This window comes from Lelliottia sp. GFLA7 (assembly GCF_056490165.1).
This window is the reverse complement of sequence record NZ_JBWLAQ010000001.1, coordinates 719,331-731,556: the sequence shown is the minus strand read 5'-3', so window position 1 is coordinate 731,556 and position 12,226 is coordinate 719,331. Positions and strand designations below refer to the sequence as shown.

Annotated in this window: 12 protein-coding genes; 7 read left to right on the top strand and 5 right to left on the bottom strand. The window is 55.8% G+C overall.

Annotation, left to right across the window (positions count from 1 at the left end):
• Positions 1-2: 2 nt before the first annotated feature.
• The 3 genes from galE to modE all read right to left on the bottom strand — a co-directional run bounded on the left by galE (position 3) and on the right by modE (position 3,549).
• Positions 3-1,019: a UDP-glucose 4-epimerase GalE gene (gene galE, locus AC07RN_RS03550; RefSeq protein WP_012016650.1), complete on the bottom strand. Its 1,017-nt coding sequence runs from the start codon at positions 1,017-1,019 to the stop codon at positions 3-5.
• 201 nt (positions 1,020-1,220) lie between these two features.
• Positions 1,221-2,693, bottom strand: a complete 1,473-nt coding sequence (gene modF, locus AC07RN_RS03545) for a molybdate ABC transporter ATP-binding protein ModF (RefSeq protein ID WP_478335590.1) — start codon at positions 2,691-2,693, stop codon at positions 1,221-1,223.
• 67 nt (positions 2,694-2,760) lie between these two features.
• Positions 2,761-3,549, bottom strand: a complete 789-nt coding sequence (modE, locus tag AC07RN_RS03540; RefSeq protein WP_012016652.1) for a molybdenum-dependent transcriptional regulator — start codon at positions 3,547-3,549, stop codon at positions 2,761-2,763.
• Positions 3,550-3,676: 127 nt separating this feature from the next.
• Between modE and AC07RN_RS03535 the strand changes: the two genes are divergently transcribed.
• The 4 genes from AC07RN_RS03535 to modC all read left to right on the top strand — a co-directional run bounded on the left by AC07RN_RS03535 (position 3,677) and on the right by modC (position 6,528).
• On the top strand, positions 3,677-3,826 hold the full coding sequence (locus AC07RN_RS03535; protein WP_012016653.1) for an AcrZ family multidrug efflux pump-associated protein: 150 nt from the start codon (positions 3,677-3,679) through the stop codon (positions 3,824-3,826).
• A 178-nt stretch (positions 3,827-4,004) separates the two neighbouring features.
• A complete protein-coding gene (gene modA / locus AC07RN_RS03530; protein WP_478335589.1) occupies positions 4,005-4,778 on the top strand; it encodes a molybdate ABC transporter substrate-binding protein in 774 nt (257 codons plus the stop codon).
• A complete protein-coding gene (gene modB, locus AC07RN_RS03525; RefSeq protein ID WP_012016655.1) occupies positions 4,778-5,467 on the top strand; it encodes a molybdate ABC transporter permease subunit in 690 nt (229 codons plus the stop codon). The genes modA and modB overlap by 1 nt, the downstream gene beginning before the upstream one ends.
• Before the next feature lie 2 nt (positions 5,468-5,469).
• A complete protein-coding gene (gene modC / locus AC07RN_RS03520) occupies positions 5,470-6,528 on the top strand; it encodes a molybdenum ABC transporter ATP-binding protein ModC (protein WP_478335588.1) in 1,059 nt (352 codons plus the stop codon).
• Here the strand turns inward: modC and AC07RN_RS03515 are convergent, their stop codons facing one another.
• The gene (locus AC07RN_RS03515) at positions 6,529-7,347 is read right to left on the bottom strand and encodes a pyridoxal phosphatase (protein ID WP_478335587.1); all 819 of its coding nucleotides are present in this window, start codon (positions 7,345-7,347) and stop codon (positions 6,529-6,531) included. It lies immediately after the preceding gene.
• Positions 7,348-7,488: 141 nt separating this feature from the next.
• On the opposite strand from AC07RN_RS03515, the gene pgl reads away from it, so the two are divergent.
• Positions 7,489-8,484, top strand: a complete 996-nt coding sequence (gene pgl / locus AC07RN_RS03510; protein ID WP_478335586.1) for a 6-phosphogluconolactonase — start codon at positions 7,489-7,491, stop codon at positions 8,482-8,484.
• 57 nt (positions 8,485-8,541) lie between these two features.
• Here the strand turns inward: pgl and AC07RN_RS03505 are convergent, their stop codons facing one another.
• Positions 8,542-9,825, bottom strand: coding sequence for a putative acyl-CoA thioester hydrolase (locus AC07RN_RS03505; RefSeq protein ID WP_235135132.1), 1,284 nt, complete (start codon positions 9,823-9,825; stop codon positions 8,542-8,544).
• A 224-nt stretch (positions 9,826-10,049) separates the two neighbouring features.
• Between AC07RN_RS03505 and hutI the strand changes: the two genes are divergently transcribed.
• Positions 10,050-11,273, top strand: a complete 1,224-nt coding sequence (hutI, locus tag AC07RN_RS03500; protein WP_478335797.1) for an imidazolonepropionase — start codon at positions 10,050-10,052, stop codon at positions 11,271-11,273.
• A complete protein-coding gene (hutG, locus tag AC07RN_RS03495; RefSeq protein ID WP_478335585.1) occupies positions 11,270-12,208 on the top strand; it encodes a formimidoylglutamase in 939 nt (312 codons plus the stop codon). The genes hutI and hutG overlap by 4 nt, the downstream gene beginning before the upstream one ends.
• Positions 12,209-12,226 lie beyond the last annotated feature (18 nt).

The window sequence follows — 12,226 nt, the reverse complement described above, 5'->3', positions numbered from 1 at the left end:
CCTTAGTCCGGATAGCCCTGGGGATGGCGTGACTGCCAGCGCCAGGTATCTTGTGCCATTTCATCGAGCGTGCGGGTCACACGCCAGTTAAGCTCTTTATCGGCCTTGGTGGCATCAGCCCAGTAAGCGGGAAGATCGCCATCGCGGCGTGGCGCGAAGTGATGGGCTACTGGCTTACCGCAGGCTTTGCTGAACGCGTTGATGACATCCAGCACGCTGCTGCCAATGCCTGCGCCGAGGTTATAAATATGCACACCAGGCTTGTGCGCCAGCTGCTGCATCGCAGCCACATGTCCGTCGGCCAAATCCATGACGTGGATGTAATCACGCACGCCCGTGCCGTCTTCCGTTGGGTAATCATTGCCAAAGACCGCCAGAGAATCACGACGACCCACGGCAACCTGCGCGATGTAAGGCATCAGGTTATTAGGAATGCCCTGCGGGTCTTCGCCCATATCTCCTGATGGATGCGCGCCGACCGGATTGAAATAGCGCAGCAGGGCGATGCTCCATTCCGGCTGCGCTTTTTGCAGGTCAGTCAGGATCTGCTCCACCATCAATTTACTTTTCCCGTATGGGCTTTGCGGCGTGCCGGTCGGGAAGCTTTCAGCGTAAGGAATTTTTGGCTGGTCGCCATAGACGGTCGCAGAAGAGCTAAAGATGAAGTTTTTCACGTTCGCGGAGCGCATCGCAGCGACCAGACGCAGGGTGCCGTTAACGTTGTTATCGTAGTATTCAAGCGGCTTCGCGACGGATTCGCCGACGGCTTTCAGACCGGCAAAGTGGATAACCGTATCGATCGCGTGATCGTGAAGAATTTCGGTCATCAACGCTTCGTTGCGGATATCGCCTTCCACAAAAGTGGGCTGCTTGCCGCCAAGGCGTTCGATAACGGACAGAACGCTGCGCTTACTGTTGCACAGGTTATCGAGGATGATGACGTCATGGCCATTTTGCAGCAGTTGTACACAGGTATGACTCCCAATGTAACCGCTACCACCTGTTACCAGAACTCGCATTTTTCGCTCCATTAGGCTTATGGTATGTATTAACCATAGCATAACAGAGACGCGAAAAGTGTGACATGGGATAAAATAGTGGAATCGGTTACACCGATTGTCATGCACGCTTTCTGCCGATGTTCAGGCATTTTAAATCAAAGAGATAGGGATGTAATGATGCCACTTGTCTGAAAAAGGGGTCGAGGCCCCTGTGTGATGTCAGCCAATGCGGGTGAATTCGTAGCGATAGCCTTCGCCCTCCGGCACAAAGGCCAGGCGATGGGTAATGCAAGACGGGGCGTCTTCTGCATGGTGTGAAACAAACAACAGCTGCGTTTCACCCTCGCTAATCAGAATGTCCACAAAGCGACGGACCAGCTGCCGGTTGAGCGGGTCAAGACCCTGTAGCGGTTCGTCGAGGATCAGCAGCGTAGGGTGCTTGACCAGCGCGCGCACAATGAGCGCCAGACGCTGCTGCCCCCACGACAAACTGTGAAAAGGTGCATCCGCCACGCGTTTATCCATACCCAGAATATCGAGCCATTGCTGCGCCAGTTTTTGCTGCCTGTCAGACACCGCCTGATAAATTCCGATAGAGTCGAAATAGCCTGACAAAATCACGTTTCTCACCGTGATGCTAACGCGGTAATCCAGATGCAGGCTACTGCTGACGTAGCCAATATGTTTCTTAATATCCCAGATGGTTTCACCGCTTCCGCGACGGCGGCCAAACAGCGTTAAGTCGTTGCTATATCCCTGGGGATGATCGCCCGTGATCAGGCTCAAGAGCGTCGACTTACCCGCGCCATTGGGGCCGGTAATTTGCCAGTGCTCGTGCGGATTCACGGTCCAGGTGAGCTGATTAAGAATAGGGCGATCGTCGTAGGACACGACGCCATTGTGCAGTTGAATGCGCGGCTGATGGCTATCTAATTCGTGCTGAGCAGCGGGCGCGTCCGGTTCCGGAAGTGCGATACCGTCCAGCTTTTCGCTGTGTGCCAGCTGCGAGATCAGCGCTTGCTGTAGCAGCGCTGTTTTTTCGCCAGTTTCCACCAGAGCGCAATCGGCCAGCACGCCTGCAAATTGCACAAAATCGGGGATCTCATCAAAACGGTTTAACACCAGAACGAGGGTATAACCTTCCTGATTCAACGTGGCTAGCAGGGACGCCAGCTGCGTGCGGGATTGCACATCCAGCCCGTCGAAAGGTTCATCAAGAATCAGCAGGTCAGGGGCGCTCATTAGCGCCTGGCATAGCAGGGTTTTTCGGGTTTCACCCGTGGAGAGATATTTAAAACGCCTCCCCAGCAGTGCGGAGATACCGAATTGCTCAGCCAGCTGTCGACAGCGGGCGTCGTCTTTAATCTCGTCCTGGATAATCTGCGCCGTGGTACGGCCGGTATCGTCTTCGCCAGGACTGAGCAGATCGGTGTTGTTGCGCTGCCATTCGTCGCTGACCAGTTTTTGCAACTGCTCAAAGGAAAGACGCGTCAGGCGCGTAAAGCTGCACTGACGTTCGCCTTTCAACTGCGTCAGTTCGCCTGCCAGCGCACGTGCGAGTGCGGATTTTCCGCTACCGTTAGTGCCCACAAATGCCCAGCTTTCGCCTGCGCGCAAAGTGATATCAGGAAGGGCCAGCGTCTGGGTGTCGCTAAGACGAAACGTGCCTTGCGAAATATGCAATGATGACATGAAGTATCCCATTTAGTGCAGCGATAATCTTCAGGGATACGCACTGTCGGCCGGTTTGTCAATGTACTCAGCATAACGTGGCGATAATCACCCGGTCAGCATTGAAATATGCGGTCACTTCGCCACCTTCTGTCAGATCGTCTGCGCCAGCGGCCGGGATCGTCGCGCACAGGGTCTGTCCGTCTGGCAGCGTCATCAGCACTTCTGATTGCTCTTCACCGCGTTCTATCTGGCTGATCGTGCCGCGCAGCTGGTTATCCGCCGTTTTGGCCTGTTCGGCATCTCGCGTGATATTCACCCACGGTGCCTTGAGCAGCACCAGCACCTCTTTGCCTTCGTCGAGTCCGAGTCGTTCACCGCTTTGTGCCGTAATCGCCACTTTCAGACGCGTGGTGCCATCGGCGAGAAGAATATCCACGTGCTGTTGCACCTGAGCGCGATCGCGAGCGGTCACAGTGCCAAACCACTGATTGCGTGCACTGGTTTGCAGCGAGAAACGGGAGATGGCTGCCAGCAAGCTGTCGAGTGGAAGGGCATCGTCATCGCTCAGAACATCGAAGGCTTTTTGCTGAATTTGCGCCAGCAGATCGTACAGCTTAATCAGGCGTTGGCCGTATCGCGTTAACACCGCGCCACCGCCCCCTTTACCGCCCGTTGCTCTATCGACCAGCGTTTGCTCGCTCAGAGTATTCATCTCATTGATGGCGTCCCACGCGCTTTTGTAGCTGATACCGGCGTTTTTCGCCCCCTGGCTAATTGAGCCGGTTTGCTCTATTTGTTTAAGCAGGGCAATGCGTCGCGGATCGGCGAAAAGCTTCTGCTGAAGTCGAAGGGTAAGGAGAATTTCGGCCTGCATAACAAAGTCCTGGCAAAAAGAGTATTGTGACCCAATTGCTCGGATGCGCAAAGACTACCGCACAAAAGGGGATGTTTTTCTCACTTTTCAGGGTAGAATACGTGACTCACAATGTCTGGAGAACACCATGTTAGAGTTGTTGAAAAGTCTGGTATTCGCCGTGATCATGGTACCCGTAGTGATGGCCATCATCCTCGGCGCCATCTACGGCCTGGGTGAAGTGTTCAACGTATTTTCGAACATCGGTCATAAAGACCACCCTAAAAAGCAGCATTGATTCCTTTCTAAACGCCCGGTCTGACCGGGCGTTTTGCTCTCAAGTTTCTCCCTCCTGCGCCGATAGTATTCCCAATGTCAGAACGCGTTACTCATTAATCGGTACGATTTAACGCTAGGACTTCCCTGCAGATATCGTTATATTTATTTGTATATAACGAAGCTAACAGGAGATAAAAATGGCACGTACATTACTACGCCTTCTTGCAGGGGCAACGCTGACGCTTTCTCTCACCGGACATGCACTGGCAGAAGAAAGCAAAATCACGGTCTTTGCCGCGGCATCGCTGACCAATGCCCTGCAGGATATCGCGGCGCAGTACAAGAAAGATAAAAACGTCGATGTGGTCTCTTCTTTCGCATCGTCGTCAACGCTGGCGCGCCAGATTGAAGCGGGCGCACCTGCCGATCTGTTTATTTCTGCCGATCAGAAATGGATGGATTATGCGGTCGAGAAGAAATCTATCGACACCGCAACCCGTGAAACGCTGCTGGGCAACAGTCTGGTTGTTATCGCACCTAAAGCGAGCGCACAGGGCGAGGTAGCGATTAACAAAGAGACCCACTGGACCCGCCTGCTGAAAGACGGGCGTCTGGCGGTGGGCGATCCGGATCATGTTCCAGCCGGGATCTATGCCAAAGAAGCGCTGCAAAAACTGGGTGCCTGGGATACATTATCTCCGAAACTGGCACCCGCCGAAGATGTGCGCGGTGCGCTGGCGCTGGTCGAGCGGAACGAAGCCCCGCTGGGTATCGTTTACGGCTCTGATGCGGTTGCCGGTAAAGGCGTGAAAGTGGTCGGTACGTTCCCTGAAGACTCTCATAAGAAAGTCGAGTACCCGATTGCGATTGTTGATGGACACAAAAATGCGACGGTCAGCGCCTTCTATGACTATCTGAAGGGGCCTGAAGCGTCAGCTATCTTTAAACGTTACGGATTTACGACTCACTGATGATATTGACCGATCCTGAATGGCAGGCTGTGATTCTCAGCCTTAAAGTCTCTTCCCTGGCCGTAGCCTTTAGTTTGCCCTTTGGGATCTTTTTTGCCTGGCTGCTGGTTCGCTGCCAGTTTCCGGGCAAAACGTTGCTCGACAGTATTCTTCATCTTCCCTTGGTGTTGCCGCCGGTGGTCGTCGGCTATTTATTGCTGATCGCCATGGGTCGCCGTGGTTTTATCGGCGAATGGCTGTATGACTGGTTTGGCCTGACGCTGGCGTTCACCTGGCGCGGTGCGGTGCTGGCAGCGGCGGTGATGTCCTTCCCGCTGATGGTGCGGGCGATTCGCCTCGCGCTGGAAGGGGTGGATATCAAACTTGAACAAGCTGCGCGTACGCTCGGTGCCGGGCGCTGGCGCGTCTTCTTCACCATCACGCTGCCGCTGACCCTGCCGGGAATTATTGTTGGTACGGTGCTGGCTTTTGCCCGATCGCTGGGCGAATTCGGTGCGACCATCACGTTTGTGTCAAACATACCTGGCGAAACGCGCACCATCCCGTCGGCCATGTATACCCTGATCCAGACGCCTGGCGGCGAAAGCGCGGCGGCCCGACTGTGCATTATTTCCATCGTCCTTGCGCTGGTGTCACTGTTGATTTCTGAATGGCTGGCGCGTCTTAGCCGCGAGCGGATGGGGAAATAATCATGCTGGAACTCAATTTCACCCAAACGCTGGGCGAGCACACGCTGACGCTCAACGAAACGCTGCCTGCAACAGGGATCACCGCCGTTTTTGGCGTATCGGGTGCGGGTAAAACGTCGCTTATCAACGCGATTAGCGGCCTGACGCGCCCGCAAACGGGCCGCATTGCGCTTAATGACCGCGTGCTGAACGACGTCGAAAAGAAGATTTACCTGGCCCCTGAGAAGCGTCGCATTGGCTATGTGTTCCAGGATGCCCGACTGTTCCCGCATTACAACGTGCGCGGCAATCTGCGCTACGGCATGGCAAAAAGCATGGCCGGTCAGTTTGATAAGCTGGTGGCGTTGCTCGGGATTGAAACCTTACTTGAGCGTCTGCCGTCGTCGCTTTCTGGCGGTGAAAAACAGCGCGTCGCCATCGGTCGCGCGCTGCTGACTGCGCCAGAACTGCTGCTGCTCGATGAGCCGCTGGCCTCGCTCGACATCCCGCGTAAACGTGAGCTGTTGCCGTATCTCCAGCGTCTGGCGCGCGAAATTAACATTCCGATGCTGTATGTCAGCCATTCTCTGGATGAGATTTTACATCTGGCAGATAAGGTGCTGGTGCTGGAAAACGGCAGCGTGAAAGCCTTTGGCAATCTGGAAGAGGTGTGGGGTAGCAGCGTCATGCACCCGTGGTTGCCGAAAGAGCAGCAAAGCAGCGTGCTGAAAGTGAGCGTGCTTGAGCACCACCCGCACTACGCCATGACGGCGCTGGCGCTGGGCGATCAGCATCTGTGGGTCAATAAGATTGAAAAACCGTTGCAGACTGCGCTGCGGATCCGCATTCAGGCGTCTGACGTTTCGCTGGTGCTGCAGCCGCCGCTGCAATCCAGCATCCGAAATATTCTGCGCGCCAAAGTGGCGCAATGTTTCGATGATAACGGGCAGGTGGAAGTACAGCTTGAAATCGGCAGCAAGACGCTCTGGGCGCGCATCAGCCCGTGGGCCAGGGATGAACTCGGTATCAAGCCTGGCCTGTGGCTTTACGCGCAAATCAAGAGCGTCTCGATCACCACCTGATTACAGCAGGTGAGTATAAATATACTGCGCGATGCTATCGGTGGTGTTGTCGCCAATCACCACGTTAGCGCGCGCTTTCACCGCATCGTCGGCATTGCCCATCGCCACACCCGTACCCGCCGCTTCCAGCATGCTGATGTCGTTATAGTTATCGCCAAAGGCAATCACATCGCGCATTGAACCGCCCTGAGATTCGACAAACTGCGTCAGACGTTTGCCTTTGCTGTTGCCTTTGCGGGCGATATCCACCTGATCGTGCCACGACCACTCGCACTCCAGCCCCAGCGTTTGCTCCACGTGCGCCGCGAATTCGTTCAGCTTTTGCGTGTTTTCATCCGTCAGCGCGAATTTCCAGATAGCGTTCACATCCTGCGCGGCCTGACGCAAAGTCGACACCTGGATAAACACCGGACGCTGGGCTTCGGGCAGCGTCAGCGCCCAGTTGCTGGTGCGGATCACATGCCCGGTTGGGCGTTCGTACAGCATCGCATCGTCGACGTACATCAGCCCGTGAACGTCATGTTCATCCAGCAGGTCAATCAGTTGCAGCGCCTGAGCGACAGGCAGCGGATCGGACTCAAGAACCGTTTTTGTTTGATAATCATACAAATAAGTCCCGTTACAACAAATTGCAGGTGTATCTAACGCCAGTGCCTGATAAAAAGGATGAATGGCAACGTGATGTCGACCCGTGACGATCAGGAGTTGATATCCCGCTTCCTGGGCACGTTTAAGTGCTTCAAGCGAAGAGGGACGCAGGGTTTTTTGAGGGGTTAGCAGTGTACCGTCTAAATCCAGTGCAATCACACGCGAGGTCATTTGTTCTTCCGGGTTAATATTGAATTTAACGTCTTCTGGTATGGTACACCGAGAGAGGATGCCGGCAAAATGCCAGGCTAGAATTCAGCATTCACCGTTAAAAGTTAATTACTTTCACGCGCAGTGAGGAAAGGAGAATTCATGAAACAAACCGTTTATACCGCCAGTCCTGAAAGCCAGCAGATCCACGTCTGGCGTCTGAATACCGAAGGCTCGCTCACGCTGGTGCAGGTTGTCGATGTGCCTGGGCAGGTCCAGCCAATGGTCGTCAGTCCGGATAAACGTTTTTTGTATGTTGGCGTGCGTCCTGAATTCCGCGTTCTGGCTTACCGTATTTCCCCGGACGATGGCGCGCTGACCTTCGCCGCCGAAGCGCCACTGCCGGGCAGCCCGACGCATATTTCCACCGATCGCCAGGGGCGTTTCATTTTCAGCGGCTCTTACAATGCGGGCAGCGTCAGCGTGACGCGTCTGGAAGATGGCATTCCGATTGAAACCGTGGATATTGTCGAAGGCCTGGAAGGCTGCCACTCCGCCAATATCTCTCCGGATAACCGCACGCTGTGGGTTCCCGCGCTGAAGCAGGATCGCATTTGCCTGTTTACCTTGAGCGACGATGGCCACCTGCAGGCGCAAAACCAAGCAGAAGTCACTACCGTTGAGGGCGCGGGTCCGCGTCACATGGTGTTCCATCCGAATCAACAGTACGCCTACGTGGTGAATGAGCTAAACAGCTCTGTTGACGTGTGGGAACTGCACAATCCGAACGGCCAGATCGAGTGCATCCAGACGCTGGATATGATGCCTGCGGACTTTGCCGACACCCGCTGGGCGGCTGATATTCATATCACCCCGGATGGCCGTCATCTGTACGCCTGCGATCGCACCTCGAGCCTGATCACCGTGTTCAGCATTTCTGAAGACGGCAGCGTGCTGGCTATCGAAGGTTTCCAGCCAACCGAAACCCAGCCGCGCGGCTTTAATATCGATAACAGCGGCAAATTCCTGATTGCGGCGGGGCAGAAATCCCATCACATCGCGCTATATGAAATCCAAGGCGTGCAAGGGCTGCTGGAAGAGAAAGGGCGCTACGCCGTCGGCCAGGGCCCAATGTGGGTGGTGGTGAACGCGTACTAAGCGCGAGAAAATAAAAAACCTCGCTAATGCGAGGTTTTTTTATGTCCGAATGTCGGATTACTTCTTAGGCTCAGCCACGACTTTACTGCCCACGCCGCGGTTATTGAATTCCCACATGCGGTTGAAGTTAGCGTCGTTCAGGTTGCGCTGCACGTTGCCTTTATCATCCACCGCGCCGGTGTTGCCAGAGAACGGACGTTTGGAGATAGCGGCATCGGCCCACGGTTTTGCCATGTTAAAGCCTTCGTTGATCACGCTGTCGCGAATCACCACCTGACCGTTCGTCGCTGAATCCACATCCAGAGAACGACCCAACTGCGCCACGCCGTCACCGGACGCGGTGAAGCGGCTGTTCACGGCCAGGAAGCCGTAGAACATGTTCGACAGCGTTGCCGGCGCAAACACGTAACCTTCCTGCTGAGTGCGGGTGTTCACGACGCGGAATTCGGTGTTATCAAACACCACTGCGCCACGACCAGAGACAATATCCACATCGCCTTCAATGTAGCTATTGGTCACCTGCGTGCGCGTCAGACGGTTATTTTGCAGCGTATTCTGCACACCGCTGTTGGTCACAAAGAAGGTGTTCTGGCGACCCAGAATGTTCACGTTGTTGATCTGCACTTGATCGCCGTCGGTACGCAGGGCAACCGCCTGGTGATTCCCCGCATCCACGCTGTCACCCACGGTGTTCTGGATGGTCAGGTTTTGCAGTTGCAGACCGTTGTTCTGTGACCAGACTACCGCAGAACACATTACGCCCACGGTCGCGCTCTGCTTGCTCTGGCAGTTATCAAACATATACCACGCCGGTTTGCCTGGCATGTATTTACCGGCCGGATTCACCAGATGACGCCAGGTGTTACGGTCGATTTCGGAGTCGATCGCCAGGCCAATTTTCACGTCGACCGCTTTCTCACCGGTACCATAAATTGTGATGCTGCCCGGTGCGGCAGGAACATAAACGGTTCCTTCGTATTCACCCGGTAAAATCGCAATGTACTGGCGAGACGCGCTGTGTTTGGTGATAGCCGCGTCAACAGCAGCCTGAATGCTGGTGTGCGTCACGCCCTGTGCGCCTGCTGGGCCAACTACGAAGTTTGGCTGCTCAGGCAGACGAATAGAGGACGGCGTCCACGGCGCAGCGTTTGGATCCATGGCTGAGTAATAATGTGCAGCGGTGAAGTTCTTTGCTTCGCCAGCAGACAGAATCGGGCGAGACGCCGTACCTGGTGCAGCTTGCTCAGAAGGCAACTGATCCGCAGGCGTTGAGCTACAGGCGGATAACGTCACGCCAAATGCGAGCGCCAACGCCAGACGGGAAATCCTGGAAATGTTCAAGGGAAAGCTCCTTGCTTCGCGAGTCTTAACGGGATAATCGAAATAGCCTGCTTTTTTATACTAAGTTGAGCGAAACGGGAAGACGAATTGGCAAAAAGTTGCATTTTTCACCTGTAGTTGGCGCGGAAGTCGTCACAAATAAATAACATTTTCGATAAAGCGGGTTGACAGGGGCGATCGAATGAAAATAAATGTCTATACAATTCATGACAAGCGGACGCCCTATGCAGCAGCTTCATCCCGATGACGTTATCTGGCATCACGCAAGGCTGGCAACCCTGAATCCGGCCAATCCTGAGCCTTACGGTATGCTGGAAAACGTCGCGCTGATTGTGCGCGGCGAGAAAATCCTGGCGCTGATTCCGGAAACTGACATTCCGGCAAATCATGTGAATCAGGTCGATCTTGAAGGCCGATTAGTCACGCCGGGCCTGATTGACTGTCACACCCATCTGGTGTTCGGCGGCGACCGGGCCGCCGAGTGGGAGCAGCGGCTGAACGGCGTTTCGTATCAAACCATCAGCGCACAAGGTGGCGGGATTAACGCTACGGTCGCGGCGACGCGCGAAAGCTCAGCGGAAACCCTGCTGGCGCTGGCGCAACAGCGGTTGCAACGCCTGATGCAAGAGGGCGTCACCACGCTTGAGATCAAATCCGGTTACGGTCTGAATCACGAGGCCGAAGCGAAAATGCTGCGCGTGGCACAGCACCTTGCGCAAAGCCATGCGGTCGAGATCAGCCCGACGCTGCTGGCGGCGCATGCCGTGCCAGCGGAATACCGTCACGATCCGGATGCTTATCTGACGCTGGTTTGCGAGCAAATCATGCCCGCGCTCTGGGCGCAGCGCTTATTTGACGCGGTGGATGTCTTTTGCGAAAACGTCGGGTTCACCCCTGCACAAACCGAGCGGGTTTTTCAGGCCGCTGTGGCACTGGGTATACCCGTCAAAGGCCACGTCGAGCAGCTTTCAAACCTCGGCGGTGCAGCACTTGTCAGCCGCTATAAAGGTTTGTCCGCCGATCATATCGAATATCTGGACGATGCGGGCGTTGCCGCGATGGCGCAAAACGGCACGGTCGCGGTGCTACTCCCGGGCGCGTTCTATTTCTTACAGGAGCGCCAGCGCCCACCGGTTGCACAGCTTAGAAAACAGGGCGTGCCGATGGCCGTGGCGACCGATTACAACCCCGGCACCAGCCCGTTTGCCAGTCTGCATCTGGCAATGAACATGGCCTGCGTCCAGTTTGGCTTAACGCCGGAAGAGGCGTGGGCTGGCGTCACGCGCCATGCTGCACAGGCGCTGGGACGCGGAGCCACGCACGGGCAATTAGCCGCGGGTTTTGTCGCCGATTTTATTGTCTGGGATGCCGAGCGTCCGGTGGAAATGGTGTATGAGCCGGGACGGAATCCACTTTATCAACGTGTTTTTCGCGGGAAAATAACATGACGCTCTGGCGACCGACGCCTTCCGATATCTGGCAAGGGCGAGACGATCGCGCTGAGGCCAGCAATGCGCTGCGTATTTTCCAGACGCTGCGCCAGTCTGAGCATTTTATTCCGGTAAGTTCCGGTATCGCGCTGATGGGTTTTGCCAGCGATGAGGGCGTGAAGCGCAATCACGGCAGAACCGGCGCGGCACAGGCACCTGACGTGCTGCGCAAGGCGCTGGCGAACATGGCCAGCCATCACGGGCACGATCGGCTGGTGGATATGGGGACGTTCACCGTTGAAGCAGACCAGCTTGAAGCCGCGCAGCACGCGCTCAGCGATGGGGTTCAGGCCTGCCAGCAAGCGGGGATGCGTACGCTGGTTTTCGGCGGCGGGCACGAAACCGCGTGGGCGCACGGGCGCGGCGTGCTGGAGGCATTCCCGGATGATCGCGTTGTCATCATTAATCTCGATGCGCATCTCGATCTGCGCAACGCCGAAAGGGCCACCTCCGGTACGCCATTCCGCCAGCTTGCGCAGTATTGCGCAGCGCGTCAGCGTGAATTTCGGTACGCCTGCTTTGGCGTCAGCCGCGCGGGGAATACGCAGGCGCTGTGGGATGAGGCGGGTCGCCTGAACGTCACGCTGGTGGAAGACCTGCATTTTCGCCGCGATGCGTTATCCACGCTAGATGCCGTTTTAGCACAGGCGGATCGCGTTTATCTCACCCTCGATCTGGACGTCCTGCCCGCAGGAGAAATGCCAGCGGTTTCAGCCCCGGCGGCGCTCGGTATCCCGGCGTTGGATCTGATGCCAGTGATTGAGCAAATCTGCCGGAGCGGTAAACTGCAGGCCGCCGATTTGGTCGAGTTTAATCCGTTGTACGATCGCGAGGGTCAGGGCGCACGACTCGCTGCGCGTCTGGCCTGGCAAATTGCTCACTGGTGGGCATAACACGTTTAGAGGAGTCAC